This window comes from Alteromonas sp. KC3 (genome assembly GCF_016756315.1).
Lineage (GTDB): Bacteria > Pseudomonadota > Gammaproteobacteria > Enterobacterales > Alteromonadaceae > Alteromonas.
Window position 1 is genome coordinate 3,898,460 of sequence record NZ_AP024235.1, and the last position, 18,714, is coordinate 3,917,173.

At 39.6% G+C, this 18,714-nt stretch carries 10 protein-coding genes; all 10 read right to left on the reverse strand.

From position 1 onward, the window contains the following. Window positions 1–298 precede the first annotated feature (298 nt). Window positions 299–3,022: a glycosyltransferase gene (locus tag JN178_RS17205; RefSeq protein WP_202262579.1), complete on the reverse strand. Its 2,724-nt coding sequence runs from the start codon at window positions 3,020–3,022 to the stop codon at window positions 299–301. Between the two features lie 553 nt (window positions 3,023–3,575). Next, window positions 3,576–4,748, reverse strand: coding sequence for a glycosyltransferase (locus JN178_RS17210; protein WP_202262580.1), 1,173 nt, complete (start codon window positions 4,746–4,748; stop codon window positions 3,576–3,578). Between the two features lie 283 nt (window positions 4,749–5,031). Then, on the reverse strand, window positions 5,032–5,712 hold the full coding sequence (locus JN178_RS17215) for a DUF6270 domain-containing protein (protein ID WP_202262581.1): 681 nt from the start codon (window positions 5,710–5,712) through the stop codon (window positions 5,032–5,034). A 471-nt stretch (window positions 5,713–6,183) separates the two neighbouring features. Next, on the reverse strand, window positions 6,184–8,763 hold the full coding sequence (locus JN178_RS17220; RefSeq protein WP_202262582.1) for an asparagine synthase-related protein: 2,580 nt from the start codon (window positions 8,761–8,763) through the stop codon (window positions 6,184–6,186). Between the two features lie 12 nt (window positions 8,764–8,775). Further along, window positions 8,776–9,597 (reverse strand): class I SAM-dependent methyltransferase, encoded by an 822-nt coding sequence (locus JN178_RS17225; RefSeq protein WP_202262583.1) that lies wholly within the window; start codon window positions 9,595–9,597, stop codon window positions 8,776–8,778. A 51-nt stretch (window positions 9,598–9,648) separates the two neighbouring features. Continuing rightward, a complete protein-coding gene (locus JN178_RS17230) occupies window positions 9,649–10,410 on the reverse strand; it encodes a hypothetical protein (RefSeq protein WP_202262584.1) in 762 nt (253 codons plus the stop codon). Next, window positions 10,407–11,477 carry a GSCFA domain-containing protein gene (locus tag JN178_RS17235; RefSeq protein WP_202262585.1) on the reverse strand — a complete coding sequence of 357 codons (1,071 nt, stop codon included), beginning with the start codon at window positions 11,475–11,477 and terminating at the stop codon, window positions 10,407–10,409. The genes JN178_RS17230 and JN178_RS17235 overlap by 4 nt, the downstream gene beginning before the upstream one ends. Before the next feature lie 16 nt (window positions 11,478–11,493). Continuing rightward, window positions 11,494–13,089 carry a heparinase II/III family protein gene (locus JN178_RS17240; protein ID WP_202262586.1) on the reverse strand — a complete coding sequence of 532 codons (1,596 nt, stop codon included), beginning with the start codon at window positions 13,087–13,089 and terminating at the stop codon, window positions 11,494–11,496. Then, the gene (locus tag JN178_RS17245) at window positions 13,089–15,173 is read right to left on the reverse strand and encodes a glycosyltransferase family 4 protein (RefSeq protein ID WP_202262587.1); all 2,085 of its coding nucleotides are present in this window, start codon (window positions 15,171–15,173) and stop codon (window positions 13,089–13,091) included. The genes JN178_RS17240 and JN178_RS17245 overlap by 1 nt, the downstream gene beginning before the upstream one ends. After that, on the reverse strand, window positions 15,173–18,616 hold the full coding sequence (locus JN178_RS17250; RefSeq protein WP_202262588.1) for a glycosyltransferase: 3,444 nt from the start codon (window positions 18,614–18,616) through the stop codon (window positions 15,173–15,175). The genes JN178_RS17245 and JN178_RS17250 overlap by 1 nt, the downstream gene beginning before the upstream one ends. Window positions 18,617–18,714: the final 98 nt, after the last annotated feature.

The window sequence follows — 18,714 nt, forward strand, 5'->3', positions numbered from 1 at the left end:
GTAATAGGTCTTTTGACAAAACATCAGCGCCATAGACACCCGATCTTTTCATGGGTTCCAAAGTATCCCTGTAACGTTCTATTGCTCGCTTATCGTCTAGACACCCTTGTTTTTTAGAACATTTATAGCTTCCAAACTTAACGCAATCATCGCTTCTTCTAGTTAAAATAAACGAAACTGTATTCTCTACCGATTCGACATATCCTTTTTCGAAAAGCCGTATAGCTAACACTTTCCTGTAAAACAAATTATCGGATACAAATAATTCCGAGATAGAATCTTTATTGAAGCTCATTAACTACTTTACGTTCCTACTTAATAGCCCAGCTATATTTTTTGCAACTTTCTCTTGACTGCAATTATTGACTACAAAGTTATAACCTTTTTCAGCCTGCGCCCTGTACTTTTCAGCGCTGCTCCACATTTCTAAAACCATGTTTTCCACGTCTTTCTCTAGGCAGTAAAGAGCCGCATCGCCAAAAATCACTTCATAACTGTGAGGCAAAAGAACAACGCGCCCATGCGCCATCGCTTCCATTACATTTCTGCCAAATTCTTCTATGTAGTCTTCATGAGTAAAGTGTAAGAAGAAATCTATATCACTAATGAAAGTATCAACTGCTACAGAGTCAAACTCTAATACAGACCAGTTATTAGGTAATGCTCTTAACATCTTTTTCGGAGTTTTAGCGCCACCCAAAAGTTTTACATCTATCTGCTTACTGTTTGCACAATAAGCTGCAAGTAATTGCTTTGGTTGCGACGGCCATTTTGTCCAATGATCACGGCTATGGCGCCCCAAAATTATTTTCCTTTCACCTCCAAAGTTTTCAGGAAGCTCAGGAACTTTGTCAACTAGACTTTTGGAATACGGCGGGTACCAAACTTCGTCATGAAGCTCGTGTCCACCACCAGCCATTTTCATAGTTCTATCTACAATGGGTGAAATTGGAATCCAAATAGGCTTTGTATTGAATAACTTAATACATAGTTGGTTAACTTCATCCTCGTTGTAATAATGGGGCTCCTGGCTCCATAACTGCATTGGAGATTGATTGATTAATATTCCAAGCTTTTCACATCGAATTTTGGGAACAGCATCAATTTCGTACTTTAGTATGGGCGGGTGATGTATGATAACTAAATCTGCAGACACTTCGTCTTCATGAACAAGCATATCAACATTGTCTTTATAAGTGAGCTCTGTATATTCATGTGCGATATCGGCAAGCTTTAAATCGTACCTTGGCCAATGGAAAAGACCCACTCTGAGACCTGACTCTAAAGCTGCTGCTATATAACCTTCATTACACCTTCTTGTACCACCAAGTAGGCTTAGATCAGAGATTATGACTAGATCATAATGATTGTTTATCGGCCAATTATTTGGCGCTAAACCAGCGGGTATCGGGAACGGTTTCTTTAAGCTGGTTCTTTCTGTGACAATAGTTTCGCTATACTGTTCGACCTTATATTCTTTCCAATAATTGGCTTGTCTAGAATATTCATGACGTATTCCGAAAGTTAAGCTGTTCAAACTTGTTTTAGCATTTTGAGTAAGTGAATTTTCATGCACTAAAAAGAATGACAAAGGAACACCGGTCAAAATATCTTGAACAGAATCTTTCCCCCAAAGAATTCTGGCCCTTTGAACAAATTCATCATCAGCATTCGCAGAAACACCATCCCATTCACCCAAAGCCTTCAAGTCGCTTGCTCTTATAAGAACAGATGGGTAACTTCTATGAACGTATTCTAGGTTATTTCTCTGTGGTCTCAACATAAAACGCATATCGGGCATAACTCTTGCCATCATTGAGCAAGTCACTTTTAATCGCGGATTACTAAACATTGCCCCTAGCTGAATTTCAAGCATTTGAGGGTGGGACCAGTCATCACTATCGTGAACAGTTATGAAGTCACCTGTTGCAAGACTGAGCGCTTTGTTTCTAGTGCCGTATGCCCCTAAATTTTCAGAGTTTTTAAACACTTTCAGCCTAGTATCTTTTTCTGCCAATTCGTTTAATATCTCAACAGAACGATCTTTACTACAATCATCAACGGCAATAACTTCTATATTCGACCAGCTTTGTTCCAACAACGAATTAATAGCAACCTTGATGTAGTTCTCTGCATTATATACCGGCACCAGAATACTGACTTTGGGCCCATTGCTAATTGGTATATAACTTTTCTCTGCTTTCAGATTACCGAAACTCATGCCTTTGTTAGTATCATCAAAGCTAAGTGGAGCTATTGAGTAATAATTGTAAATTTCATTGATGTAAGAAAGCCTTTGTTCTGCTGGCAATGGTTGGTTCGATAAAGCACAGACAAAGTCACTGTCAAATCTATTTTCTAGAGATGGTTTTATAAAGTTAGCAGCCTCTTCGTACTTACCAAGCTTATGTAATGCCTCCACTAACAGTAGCTTTGTACGTTTTGAACGGTAAGCTCTTATGTCCAGTTTACGAATCTTTCTTAAGTTTTCGATTGTACTAGACCAATTATTATTCGTAGCATACCATCGAGCTAGTGCATATATGGCAGCAACTCGGTCTTTTACTTTTGTTTTAGAGTCATCGGAAACGCTTGCTAACTCTGTCGAAGCGTACTTACTAAACCCACCCCACAATTTTTTACTTAGATCTCCAACAACACTAGAGGCTACTTCGTATCTAGAAACATTCTTTTTGGAAGAGCTTAACAAAGAAGGTAGAGGCAGCCTACCCTCCGTTTTCCCATGCTCAATATAATGTAGAAGCGGGTTAATACCCGACTCCATAACATCTTTGTAATATTCAATATACCACTTTGAGTCGAACTCTTTACTTGGATTGCGACCTTCAATCGCACCGTTAAGAAGGTAATGTTCGATTGGATCCATACCAGCAATTTCGACATCTGGGTTTTCGCTTAAATACCATGAGGTATCAAAGAGGTTTGAGCGCTTTATAAGCTCTATTTGCTTCTTAGTAACGTTTCGCTTAAACGCAGAGCTTTTTTTAAATGCTTTGAACATTATGAGTTTCCGTTTTTTCAATAAAAATGTACGGCATACCTAATTAACTTATCAGTAAACCGAAAAAGTTTGGGTCGGTCGATATATCTTGAATGTGTTTTACTACTACTTTTTCGACATCTTATTTTAGAAACAAACTTGTTTCTTCTTCGGTAAATTCGTTGGTATCCATTTTTAGAGTATCGTATAAGGCAACCACTTAGAGATACAGCGGCGGGTATTGTTTAATTTTCCATCCACCTTAAGTAAAAGTCCATTGACCATTGCTTTGAAGTGCTCAGTTGTTTCAACAATGACTGGCAGTCAAAGCCATGCCGAATAACTGTTCTCGGTAAAAAGCGATTCATTCATTGTTAACAGAGTCGTTGTCGCAATAACTATCAACTGCAGATAGAATGTGAAAAACGATACGTTCAAGAGAAACAGTTGTATCTCTAACGACCGTTAAGCCTTCAGGTCCATAGTTTTTTAATGGACCTTGTTCACAAAATCAAGTCGTGTGTTGTTAAAAAACATCCAATTACTGTTTTAAATTTAAATGATGCATACGGGGTTAAACAGTTATATCAAGAACTGACATGTAAAGATTAGCAACACTCTTTACATGCCTTTCCGGCGCAAAACGCCATGACATACTTTGCTCCACGTCCTTCCTAACTCCCACATAACGTTCAGCTAGTTCGTCAGCCTTATCAAACTCACTTTTGAATTTGTTGGCATTGGCATCTTCTACAAGACAAAACGGAGAAAGCTGTTGGAGTAACTCTTTGTGTCCTCCCTCAGAAGAAATAATCATCGGTGTACCTAACATACCAGCCTCGACTATTGTACGCCCCAAAGGCTCACTTTTGGCAGTAGAAACTAATACATCGGTTCCCGAAACAATTCGCAAAGCATCATAACGATAACCAGCAATAATGAAATTATTTGAAACGTCTGAAGATATGAACCTTCGCTTTAAATCATTAATTTCACTACGAACAGTTAACCCTAGACAAATGAAATAATGCCGCTTATTAGATTTTATAGACTTTGCAGCGGCCTCAAAAAACATATCCCAACGCTTTCTTTTGTTACCATTCGCAATCATAGTAAATACTTTTGCGTCTAATGGAATATCAAACTCATTTTTTAGCCAATTACTATCTTGTTTGCGATCATAAACCCCATCGATAGTAATCGGGTCATCTACTACTATAACCTTCTCTCTGATACTTTCAGGTGCGCGATCTCTAACAAACATGGTAATGGTGAGCACCATTTCAGCTGCTAGTAGGAACTCTTCAGCTTTAGCAGGATGCTGAAACAACCCTCGCTCATGCCATACGTGAATAAATCCAAGCTTTTGTTTCAAGGCCCCCCAAATCCTATGCATACCGGCATCATTTGTGTGGATAGTTCCAATCGACTCTCTTGCTAAATGCCTCTCTACTTCAGCAGAATGATTGGTAATACCTTCGATCACAGCATCGTCAAATGGAGCTCTTTTATCTATAGAAGGCAATTCAATAACTACATAATCTAAACCTAGGCGTATTATGTAATCAACAGTTGGCCCATCGTTGTCTATAATCACGACAATCTGGAAACCCATTTGTGACATTTTTACGGCCAAATCAAGTGCTGATAAATCAGCACCGCCGGGCCTAGCCTCTTCCCAATTTCCACGTTCGCCCTTCCTACCAGAAATAGGAAAGCCAATTTTTTTCATCGATGAGTAGTTCACAAAATAAAACCTTAATGATCGCTAATATATACAAATATGCATACTAAAAATTAAAAACACAAAATTCACATATTAAGTCATTTCAAAATATTGAATTTCTCAGCCCTCATACTCTTTTTCGCCAGCCTTTTCTAATCACTAGCCTTCACCCTATGACTGACACTTGCATTTTACAAAAAAAACAAAGGAACAATCAGAGTTAAAATAGTTAATGTCCAGAACATTGCATTGAGCTAATATGTTTGTGGCGACGTCGACAAGCCGATTTTAACAATTTAAATAATTACAAATCTTGTGACGTTTTCTTTAGCAACTCGGAAAGAAAAAACTTGTATGTTTCCATGGTAAAGTGAAAAGGTGCTACCCCCCACTTATGGTCAACATCTGCCTTTATTACTTCTTCGGGGTACTCAATCATAGCTTGACGTCCGAAAACGCCTTCTAACTTAAGATAGGCCTCTCGCAAATATTGATTTTTTTCTGCAATGTTTATTGAAGAATCTATAGAGTGATCGCCTGTAGGCTGATAAAAAGCACAATTAACAAAAATTTTATTTAACTTTAGTTCATCACAATGCCTCTTCAGACGTCTTAAGCCAGTTTCCCATAGACTTTTAAATTCGCCAGAAGAACTTTTAACTATACGTCCATTTTGAGATTGAGATTTCATCGCTATTTTATACTCAGATGAAATAGTATGTGCCGAACCATCATCAAACAGCCTCAGATTAAATCTGTCATCGATTAGATCAATAACGATTATGTCATTTTGACTTTTTTCCAAACTCTGCCAAAATTGCTTGGTCATATCTCTTTCTACCATTCGTTTTTGAAAAGTAGATTTAATGTTATTTATTAATATTGGGTCTTTTCTGCTAGTCGTTGCTAATGATGCTAAGCTGGTTCTTGCAGTATAGTCAATCAACTTAAAATCCGTAGTTATTTCGAGTGCATCCCGAGTCACACAACTACCAAGTATTCGTATATTTTTCATTTCAAAAACGCTGTACACTTTATCTGCTGATTCATTTTTACCATCTCATTTCTTTTAGTGTAACTAAAATTATGAACTTTCAACTCCCCTTAGTTGACCGCAGCCGCATAACCACGTTGCGCCACTTCATCAAAGCGGCACGGAAGAGTATAACGTTTCTGTATCGATAACAACACTAACCGAGCGTTCAAACAAGGTCTAAATTCATGTCCTAACTGTTCGCTTCCTTTGGCTTACTCTGTGTTGGACAGTAACCTCTGTCGAAACTAATTGGCCTTTGGCTCGCTCGTTTAGTTTTTACATCCACTTTACGTCATCTTTTTTTAAGGCTGTAAATTAACTTGATAAGGCCCATCTAATGAAATCTATGAAGCTGCTCAATATATACAATAGGCGTTCTGCATACCCACAAAATTCCAAAAATTATGGTTAACAGTAAAATTAACCAACCACCTGTGTTCTCGCAATAAGGGGCTTCGCATCCCCTTCTCGTTTTATAAAGCCTCTAACAGCAATTTCTGCGCTATTATCATAAGTAGAAATATCAAACTTTGTTAGGTTATCTGACTTGTACAAATGTTTATCAACCACCTCTCCATTAACCACTAAATAGAAAGCGTAAACGAAAACTCCGTCCAAATGGTCTTGATTGACATGTGTAGAAGCAATTAACGAACCTCGGTTTACTTCGCAAGTCACAGTAATTAGCTCTGGTTTTAAATTGAGTCGATTAGCTTGCTGGCATTTTTCATCTTTAGGTTGGTGCTCTGTCGCTTTTACAGTTTCACTTATGGTGGAAAACTGAGTATTTGAAATCTGCTCGACAAAACTAACTAAGTGCCTAAACTTTTCTATCAAATGGTTATCAGGCTCATATTGAACATTTTTACCTAACAAACTTGCTTGCCCCCCTTTGCCAAAACTCCAACTATGAATCAGCATTGTTAAACAGGGCAGCTTGAACTTAATGCCAAGATAAATTAAATGGCAAACCTGCTCAAATGAGGTGCTATTAAAATTTAACCCTCTAACTTTATCTCCAATACGATAACTTGTGAGCGGCACTTCGGTTAGCGAGACACTTTCAAAAACACCGTTACCTATAGTTGATGAACGCGTTTCAAAGTAATTTTCTTCCACATTATCCATTAGTGAACTATCAATACTAAAGCCCGCATTCCTAATGCAAGTCTCCATATTTGGGTAAATGTCCAGCCTACCAGAGCGGAAAGAATTTATGTTTTGTGAATTAGGTATTGCCGATTCAATGCGCTGTTTACCCCAGCCCAGTACTTCTGTGAGCTTCTTTTCGTCCCGATACCAATCATGCTGTAAATTGAGGTGCTTCTTGATGCCTTCATCTATAGAAAATGCATGGCAATGCAAACCAATTTCAGTGTGATCACGATTGAAGAAAGATATAACGCGCGAGAATTCATCACTACTATTTAAGAGTGGTGAGTAACTCTCAATAAAATACGTACAAGGAATTTCCTTCGACAGCAACTCTGACTCGAGCACAGAACCATCACCAAAATCAGCAAAAATGAGCTTGTTTACTTCATTTTCATACGCCGTTTGACTTGCGTAATAATCACTTATTGAAAATGCTTCAACGTCGACAGACAAGTTAAAATGAAGCTTGTGATTGCTATTAAGGGCCTCAATTTCAGATTTATATTTTGCTTTTATTTCCTCAAAATTCTCTGTGGCAGGTTGCTTTGTAGAAGCGGTGATTTCATCATCTAGAGCAAAACTATCACTAAGTACATTGCATGGAGCCAGCAGATTATGATGATGTCTAAACCATTTTGTGTAGAGATAGACTGACTCAAGAGTTTGATTGTGACGTCTTAAGAATGGCTGTTCGCGCTTGCTATTGACAGTTTTTGAGGGGTCTAGTGTAAACCAATCTACAATTCCACCTGCATTGCCAAAATCTTTTGCCAACCCACCTATTTCATCAAGCATGAACTTAAGATTTGCGTCAGAGTGTTTAATTATTGGCTTTTCCGTCCACCCTATTTGTTCTGGTTCGGGACTATTCGTTGAAGGAAGTACTGCAACCTCAGCATTGATTTTCTTCAAAACATCTGGGTAAAAGCTAGGACTTAGACGAATTGCAGGATCAATCTCTGTGGCCAATTGAAGTAGCCTGTTATCCATAAAAGGTAGCTCTACCTCTATGTGCTTCCTTTGCGCAGCAATTGAATAGCCTACCGCTCGAGCTCCGCGATTGTTTATAAGAAAGTTTAAAGCCCGAGTTTCCCTTGGGTACTTAGCTAATTCATCTGCAAGCGCCTTTCTAGCCAGTTTTTCTAACGTGTTATAAACAGGCTTTGAAAACACGGTGGACGGGATCTGTACTCTGAAACGACGGAAAAATTCGTCAGAGTCTGGAGACAGCTGGTCGTCATCGATACCTTGCTTCATTCCTCGAAAAATCAAATCGCCTGCATATCCATCAAAATTTACATGGTTTCTGGTGAGCGGAGTTTTTGTGAGGAAATCATGCATCCAAATATGCATATTAGTAGAAAAAGCACTTTCTGTTAGCGCTTGCTCACTAAGTGATTGGTAATAGTTATCAGATAACTCGATTATGGTATGAGGTACGCCTAGACAGTTGGTTACTTGTGTAGCAAAAATTTGTTCTTTGTTATTTCCGCCATCATAAGTCGTCGTGTAAGCCTCTACATTTCTTTCAGGCGCTACCTTTCGGATGCCAGCCAGTATTGCTCTTGAGTCCCATCCCCCACTTAGAAAAACTACAGGGTTAAAATTAGCTCGATGTTGCAGTTGTGTTTCTAGAACATGAAGAAACACATCCGCAGCTTGTTGAGTAGCATACTCATAATTAGAGATTGTTTGGGTTACAGGTTCTAAATGGACTCTCTCTACAGGAAGATTTAAATCTGCTGGCTCAGTGGTATCGATACCTTTTAAATAACAAGAGTTTCCCAACGGGTAACCAAAAAAGAAATAGCTAGCCCATGCTTCCCAATTAATTTGTTTACTCATGGCATCACGCTGCTAATTAAAATCAAGTTTTGAAACAATTGAATCATTTGGCTCTGATATTGTGACGTTCGGTTTGTTGCCCACGACATTGTTTTCGTTACTATATGAAAGAACGCCTACCCCCTTTTCAAGCGAGAAAAATTCCAGCGACATTTTGGTCAACTCTGACCATGCCTCGCAAATTTGCGTCTCCTCCTCGCGAATAGTGTCGTCCATCCATACCTGAGAGGAAGAGTGTAACTTATCAATCACAGCTGGTACTGCTGGAAAGCGACTAAATTTGCACGTTTTTCCTGGCGGACCATCAACCCAGACTAAATCGACAGAGTCTAAAATATCCAAAACTTTAGCATCATACCAATAGGGAGTTTCATTCTCAGGAGTAAGGTGACTACCCAACCAAGGCACCAGGGGCGCAACTGTCAAATTGACAAAGCTCTCCAACCCTTCTTCTTTCAAATTACACAGAGTTTTACCGCCGAACTCTTCGCTATCGTCAAACGAATAAAGTTTTCCGCTTCCATTTTGCTTTAAGGCGTCAGCAATCACAATTGTCGATGCACCACTACCAAATTCAACAACGCAGCTGGGCTTTGATTCGGTAATAAAGGAGTGTAACTTTAAAAGCACATCAGGCGACGTTGCCCAACCTCTAAGTGGAGGGAGTTGGTTTTTCAGTGACAACTTCTTTTCTAGCCAAAACAAGCTTTCCAACTGTGAATAAACTTGGTTCACCAGATTACGGTGTGTGCGCTCTTGCTTTTCGATACGTTTGAATAAAGCTTGCTGCAAAGACGTTATTAGACTTTCAACGCTTTTACTTGATTCACTCATAAAATCAGCTCTCCCCGGCAATTGAAAGTTCTGTCAACTTGTAGAATGACATTAGTCACTGAATGCCTTTTCTATTAATGACTGAAGCACTATCTTTCCATACTTTTCGTTCATATGAATTAAGTCTCTTCTTCCTTTCAGCTCAAAATATCTTTCACTTTCCGGAGTACCATATGCATTACTAAAAATTTTATCAGTGCATATCTCTCCAACGATTGTTTCGTCTGGTTGATGAAGTACTTCAGTACCAAGTTCACAAAAGTATTGCGACGCATTTACAAAAGTTTTGCTTACAAACGATTGTTCTTTGTTGTCAATACAAATCTGATGGACATCATCTGTGTATTCACCATTGAGTAGATATTCAGACGAACGCGGAGTAGGCACAAGAAATACTTTCCTAAACCCAGCATTAACTAATGCTTGGTTTACCTTGAAGGCAAGGGAGTTTTTAGTTAACTCTTCTACTGTTGCGTTAAAACAGTCTTCGGATACTAAAAATTTTGTCTCAGATTGTGAAGTTAACCTGTGTGTTTTATAAACATCCAAAAATTGTTTTAACTCAAAGCCTAGGCCACAAATTATAACCGCATCGTAATTGTCTAGGGCAACTGTGCTAGCTAGCCCAGGAAGAATCTTGATCTGGTCTATTTGTGCCTCTCCATTTACACCTTTAATAACTAAACTATCTTCTCCCGTTGATCTCCAAATAAAGAAGTCAATAGAAACGTCTGTTTTAGTCGGGCTCAATTGATCCCATGCCAATTTAAGCATTGCTGTATGAGAATTACCTATTAACGCAACTTTTCTCATTTGTTAAATGCCTCAAGTAATACGTCTTCACAAAACTCTTCATCAGAATTTTGAGACTGTTCTGAATGATCAGAAGAAACGGAAGTACCTTCGCCCCTATCTTCAATGAAAGCGTCTCCCGATTCGTTAACACTAAAGAATGTGTTCATTGCAATGCCAACACCTTCTGGTGAGACTGAACGTAAATTCTTTTCGTATAATTTACCTGCAGCCAACGTCGAAGTTAAAATGTCAAATGAAGGGAAATAATCTATATCGTCATTTTCGGCGGCTAACTGACCAGCAACTCCCCGAAGTACCGATTTAGAATATGTCGTTGCCGTTAATACATGTTGACCGGAAGCAGTTGCAGTTAAAGGAACTGGAGAAACGCTCAAAATGAACCTAAGCTTCGGATTTACGCGCTTGATGTGAGCCTTTAATTTCATAAAATCTTCGTAAATTTCTAAGAAAGTAAAGTTTTTGAATTCATATTGAGAATCATCAAACTCTCCAGCGATAGTCCCAGGCGCAGTTGGATAAATATCACCGGAACCTTTGTGCATCCAAGCTTCGGTGAGGCCTAACGTGAAAATGAAAACATCGGCTGTTTTGAACATTGTTTTGACGCAAGACAAATGTCTTTCTCTGTGCGCTATCACCTCTTCTGAGCTAGCATGCCCTCTTGGCTCTACTGAAGGTCGCATTGCATCAAAATAGCGACCATCTCTTTCCCAAACTACCGACGACGGCCGCCAGAGCCCAAATGCTTCTTCAAATAATTGTAGCAACTGCCTCATCACATAAACGTTGCCTGTCCTAGCTGAAAACAGCTCGTAGCCAAACTTATTTGCAGCTAACCCATGTAAGCCTTTAGGAGGCGGCTCAGAATCAAATACTGTATATCCTCGCTTTCTCATATTTCTAGCTATATGCTGAGCAAAGCAACTGCCCAAGGTTATTACTTTCTCGGTCTTGTTAACTGGTTTTTTGGGTCGATAAACATTCGCTAAGCTTTCAATACTTTTTGCAGCGACACCTGTGCGCCAGAATGCATCTCTCGATAAACCTTGATATGGTGACTTCATATCCTCTCCAATATATCTAAATTAGCCGAACGCAGAAGCTAAACCGACCATGCTTACTCGCATCTATTTCTAATGAAGGAGCACTTTCATAAACTCCATACTGTTTAGAAAAAGGCCGTTCCTTTAATGCAACCTTAATGTTTTCGCTACCATATGAAATGATCATTCGTGGCTGTACCTCAACACTGATAGTAGCTTGACTATTTTCTAAAGAGACATCAGCGAACTGGTGGAAGAAAAGGTTTTCCATCATTCCTTTTTCTGCCCCTTCGATAACGTCTGTTATTTCAATCTTACCAGACGCTAACTGACTTATATTAATTGTGCGCTTTATTTTTTGACCATACAAAAAACTTTCCGCGACAATAACGCCTTCAGATACACGTAGTGTCGGAACACCAACGAGCGCCTTCCTATTTCTATTCGCTTTTTCGCCAATAATGAAAGGAACATTATGACATTCGTTGCTTCGAAGTGATATTCTGCGAGGATCTTTCTCATTATGAGCGCCAAGTCCGCCATCTGACAACAAATCAATATTGTCATAGCTCAGGTAAACGTGGAGGTCGTCATCATGTCGGTGGTATACCGAGTCAAAACAGTTCTTAACCATTAAATACAACGGTTTGTCTAAAACCTTACCTTTAACAATCACATAACCTGACTTTGAATAGTCATAAACGGTCAACTCGCTAGGGAAATCATATTTCTCAACAAAATGACCACCTCGAGTATCCCCGACTATTGGCAAGGTACCATCAACAAGGGTAAGGGCTTCTTTAAAATTTGTAGCACGCTCTTCAAGTAACGCCGCTTTTTCAGATACCTTGTTAGCGTACAACTCACCTAACTTGCTAAATCGAGTTAGCCTTCTTAGCATGAATATATGATAACCAGGGCTGTTTTCTTTATGTACGCCTTCTTCCGTATAAGCGAATTCAATTTCTTCAATTAATCGATTTTCAGACAATTCAAAAAACGGTTTCCAAACAGAGTGATTCGTGTACAACCCAATAATGAATACAGCGGTGGCTTGATCGAAACCATGATTCGTGTGCTTTGAGTAATTTTCGTCTTCAGACAGCCAAGCAATATGCCTTTTCAGAATATCTTCCATCAGATATGGGCTATCAAGTTCTTCTACAAACTCATTGAGTTCATCATCCAGCCACAGACAAAATAGCCAATTAAAGAGGTTGGTCAATCGGTACGACGTTGCATGGTCATGCCATCTTAGCGTTTTGTCATTATCCTCTGGGATAATCTCGATCCAATTGATAAGACTGTCTTTGCAAAACTTTGCAGCAAGTTTTCGTTCTGGCGCGGAAAGCAACTTCCTACACGCCACGAACCAGGTCAAAAAAGGAAGTGCTTGTATTTGCCACCACCAATTTCGGTCTTGACCTGTTGGTGCCCAGTCGAAAGTTCGGAAGTCAATATCGGCATCGTCGAAACTATTGGTTTTGACTTTGCTTTCATTTATAGCTGCAAGTAAATTATCTTTCGCTTCTAAATTTTTACCTGTGTTTTCTCTGCAAAAAAAAGAAACCTGAGCGTCATTAACGCTCTTAAAAACATTTTTCAGCGAATTATTCTGTGTTGTTACAGCCATTACCCAATTAGTTCCTTTATCTGACTTACTATGTGACTCGTAGTAAAGTGATGTTTGGCGTATTCCATTATGGATTTCGACTTTGCCGTATCGAAAATCGGGGCTTCAAAGTCTTCGGGTAGGTTTTCGTATACATATTTTTTGGGATACACCGTTACCGCCCCCGCCCAAGGCAAGATGATTGGAATCGCACCTGACGCCATTCCTTCAGCCACAGCTTGATGACTGCCTTCAAAATCACTTGTCGACAAGATATAGCCTATATTTTGAAACCATTCTGGCATATCGTTACCGTGACCATCAAAAATAACGTTATCTTTCCACTTAGCTGCCGCGATACGAGCGTCTTGTTCCTCATACTTTACAAATTCGTCAGCAAACTTAGGCCCTTTCATCCAAGGATAATCATGTGGTGTTTTTCCTTTCACCCTTAATTTATATCTGCTGTCGGTTTTCCATAAGGACTCAAAAATGTCTAATGCTAAATCGAAACGCTTGCGCCATGGCACCATCCCGATGAATCCCAGTGTAAACTTAGCATCGTCGCTTTTGTCCAACGCAAAACGTTCACAATCCACCGTGTTGAAAATGAGTTTACATTTTTCCCTTGGCAATTTATGCAACTCAACAAACTCTTCATACCTATACGGTGCGATAAAGATAAATTGATCGATATTGTCTAAGTTCCCTTCTTCAAGATATTGAGGAACCTGATTTTCTTGTAAGTGAATTCTTACTAAAAGTTTTTGTCCAGGCTTTTTGTTTTTTGAATACCAGCGGATGTTACCCAACCCCCATTCACAGAAGATAACATCAGCAGTTTCTAGCTTTAACTTGCTTTCGTTTTCATCGTGCTTTGTATGACCATTCCATTGATCAATAAGCACGTTGTATTTACTGTCATTTTCGTAGGCAGAAATCACATCTTGCAAAAATTTGAGATCGTGTCCCGCGAATAAGATTGTCTTTTTCTGGTAACAAATTAATCGCTCGATTATTTCATTGTGGTCAACCGACTTGGCGAAATTTTTGTATGCTTCATAAGACATTTCAGAGGCCTTTTTATAAAGCGCTACATCTGTCAAAGCATCACAAATTTTATTAGCGGCATCAGTATTATCTTTTGCAAATAACGGGTAATCACTACCGAGTAAGTCTTTGTGTACTTTTGTGGGCCTTAAAATGACCGGCTTCGCACTACTCATGTACTCAAAGAGCTTAGTTGATAACTCTTGAGACTCGTCATTGTCAATTTTTGCCGAGCGAAGAGCGAATCCAATATCAGATTGACGAGAAAGCGCTATGCTCTCTTCTCTAGATACAACGCCAACCCAATTAACGCCATCTTCAGACTCGAAATAGGTTTGAATTTCATCTTTCCTACCTCCTAGTTCGCCGTGAAACTTATTTCCTGCGATATTTAATTTGGCGTACGGAAGCTTCTCTTTCAGTAACTTAAATACATCTACCAAATCTGGGGTGCCCCACTCTTCAGAGAACTTCCCTGTATAACAAACGCTATTAAGCTGATTGCGGAAACTAGGTCGCTTCATGATAGGCGGAATTAGCGGGGGTAATATGTATATATGCTCTTGGGGCAAATCAAACTCACTGCTATAACTCTCTCGCATTCTTTCACTTTGCACTATTGCAAATGCTGTTGCGTTTAGCAGTTCAGATACCTCCACCTTTTCTTTTACCGACAGTTCATGGCGACGTTGAAAAGGCTCCAGCGTATAATAAACAAGTCTGCCAGCAAGGAATTTAACTAATGCCTTACCCAATTCAATGTTACCGCGCACAAGCACTCGGTCGTAATTGTTTTCTTTGTCTAATTGCTCGATAGCTTCAGCCGCTTGTTCTGGCTTTAATGGGCGAGCACTTTTTTCAATGCGATTTATATTGACCAGTTTGTCTACCTGCCCATTCAATGGGCCGCCTTGATGAGGCGCCTTGGACAAGAAGTCGAGCTGTACTCTTGGGTCTTTAGCGATTAGGGCCAAAAGCTCAGCAAGCCAAACGGAAGAACCGTCCATTATGTTTAGATTTACATCGGCGTAGATAAGTAACTTTATTGTTCTCATTATTGTTTCTCGCTTATCGCTGGGTGAAGATTGTCGTATTGCGTTTTAATGGCCACGTCTTCCATTAGCGTTTCTGCAATATTGTCATTCAAATCTAGGTCTACACTCACACCCTCAAGCGGTTTTGCGAAATCGGTTAACACTCTAAAAATCTCTTTGTCGCTATTCATGTTGAGATATGGATAAAGCTCATTACTATTTTCTAAATTTATAACCAGACGCTTATCAAAATACGTCTGAGAATTCACAAGCTTCCTCGCCTTTTCTACCATATCAACCGTACCAGCAGTAATAACTGCATTCACTAAAGGTAGATGCGGTATTACAGGAATCCCTACGCGCTTACAAATTTGCTCTAGTCTATCAGCAATAGTATGCCTGCCGAGTGTCTCTCTAGCGCCCTGCTCAGCAATTCGCTTATATTCCTTCTCATCTTTCAGCATTTCCACATAGTCAATGATGTCTTTTTTGTTATCGCTAGCACAAACAATTCCGCTAAATTGCGTTACAACACCTTCAGAGTAGTTACTGATTACTGGTGTTCCTGACGCCAGTGATTCGTATACACGACGGGCGAACATGGTAGGACTATGCTTAACGGTGTTCATATTCACCGTATAGCGATACCCCTTGTAAGCCTTCCACATCTCATGAGGCTCTAAGTATCCGACCACATGTTTTTTGAAATATTCAGGAAATTGAAGATGAGACACACCGCGCTTCAAACAACGGTCATAAATTTCATAGGGTACACCAGCATCGTCTAGCCCCCCTAAAATGGTGTGGAAGTCATCACAGCGCTCTTGCTTGTCAGAATAGTAAGACCCAGCGAATGCTGCTTTATGGGAACGTGTTATAACTTCAACAGGATTATGCACTTTGGGTTGACAGAAGAAAGAAAGCGGCTCTGCATCTATGCCATACTCACTTTTGTAGTTTTGCACCATATTTGCATCTGTAGTGTAAACATAGTCAAACAGCTTCGCAGTAGGAGCAAATCGGCTATAGTGCACAGGATCTTCTTTAGACCAAAAAACGGTTGGTATACCTTTTCTATTACAATAATTGATAACGTTTACCAAGCTATCCATTTGATTGGTACCATTGGAGGTATACCCGTATATTAACCCCCCCCACTGATTTTTATTGCCAAACCAACAACTCTCTACAAAAAGAAAATCGGGACGAGATGCGTCCAACTCATGTTCCCAATTTTCTGGTGAAATAGGCACAAGATCTACTTCCATTCTGAAGCATTCCATTGTGAACTCATCGAGAATAGCAGCAACTTTGACGTTGGCTAATGGTCGGGCAGGAGTTGCTTGCAGTACTTTTCTTAAATCTGAAGCCTTGCTTGTATCTGCTATTTTTTGAACATCCGATGCGCACTGCATAGGACGCTCAACGAAAACATTACCTTTCGCATCCCACTTTTGCAGGCCAATCGTCAGTTTTGTCGCACCTTTGGGTGGAATTATTTTAGCTACTTTTTCACAAGTAACCTCTAAATATACAAAGTTTCCTACCGTCTTAGACTGAAGTAAACCTTGATGTTTACCCTCTAATTCATTGCCTTCGCTGTCATGGAATTTAACTCTTGCAATTAACGACTTCTTGCGCCGTTCGCTTTGATTTTCAAAATTAAATTTGGCAGTCAATGTATGCGGAACAAACTCTCTTACCGAAAAAGAAGTCCATAAAGGGTCTTTGGTGACTGTCTGAGCCTGCTCTGCTCTCACATCGCAGTTTGCTGATGACATCGTAACATCGAAATTGTGTACTTCGATAAACTCCGAACTTTCGCAGTTGAATGCACACAAACCAACTTCAATTTTTCTAACCTCTGACGGTAACGCTATCTTGTGTAATAGTTTGACTTGCTTATTAGTGTCAGCAATGTACTTAAACTTAGATTGTAGATGAGATGAAAACGCAAGCTTTCCTAACGCTTTGGAGATATCATTTCCCTGCTTATCAAAGGCCTTTACAAGTAATACTGCTTTCCTTTCTTTTTTAGTTGTGTTTTGGTAAGCAACTTGACCCAGAACACTAAGTTCACACGGGCTTTCAACATCATATGTGAACCAAGATACTTCAGGTGAATTAAGTGTAATTTTTTTATCAAACTGTTCGCCGCTCTCGTCCGTTGTAGTAGCGACAGTTTCAGTTACAGAATTAAGGGTTCTATCTCTACAAAAACCTTCTCCCATTAAGGTAGTATCAATCAGACTTTGCTTTAAGTTATGCCAATCTGGAGCCACTGTCTTTGCGTGTAAGCTTTGTATTAGCGTTTCCTTTAGGCTTTTAATATTATCAGCCTCGAAATAATAAACGCTGCTAAACTTTTCAGTGATTTCTTTCAGTACGGGTAAGTTAGAGATAACAAGTTTTTTTCCATATGAAAGTGCTTCAACAGCTTTCATAGGAGGAACGATTTGGCATACATCCAAGTTCCTTCTAGGTATAACTATTGTATCAATAAGAGCGAAATAGTTTGGCACCTTATCTTGCGAAACTCTCCCTGTTCTGATCAGCCATGACGAGTCCGAGTCAGACTCGTTACCATCAACACCATCCACAGGTTGATGATCACCCACTAATAGCAGTTTTATTTGCTCACCTTCTTCAATCAGTTGGCGGCAAGCCTCGATCAATACTTCAAGTCCTTCGTATTCAGTAATACTACCTACATAGCCAACCACTTTGTCAGAATCTGAAATGCCAAGCTCTGTTCTCAATTCGCCATTGGCACTTTCGATATGAGGTAACGTATCTAATCCGTTATGAATAACACTTATTTTCTCTTGGCTTACCCCTCTGCGAGTAAGCTCAGCTTTCATTGTATAACTTAGTGTAAAAACCTTATCTGCCTGATTGGCAACGAAAGTATCCCTTATGTTTTCCTTTTTAAAGCTAGGTGTTTCCTTGTATTCTGGCTCTCTTGCAATTCGAGATAGTTCCCAGAACCCCCTTATTTCGTAAGCAAATGGAATGTTTAGTGCTTTAGCAGCAGCCCAAGCTGGCAAGGCAATTTTCCAGTTTGAAGCTGCTATGATTTTTTCAGGTCTGTAAATTTGAAACAATTCACAAAACTGGGCAAAAGATTGTTTTAAGTGTTCTTGCTCACTTATCCTGTAGTTATCATTTTCCCATCGAGAATGTATGTAACGCACTCCGTTCACGTCAACCACAGGCTTGATTGAATTCGCAACGTTAGCATTTAGTTCCCAAGGTCTTCCGGGTCGCACGAAGCAGAATACATCTTTCCCACTGTCTATAAGAGAGCGTGCTACTCGTTGTGTTCGTACGGCATAGCCATTGCTAGCATAACTTGCACCGTGACTTACTACGTAGGCAACTCGATTTTTGATAGAGGAATAGACTTGATGGGATTTTTCGGACGCAAGCTCTTTTGCTAATTGAACAACTTTATCTTTTTTCATAACTGCATGTGCCGTGCAAAGGGGTATTAAGAATTTTGAGGAACTACAAAAAAGCCGACAAAACGAGAACGTCTAGCCGGCTTTGAGATATCATGCTG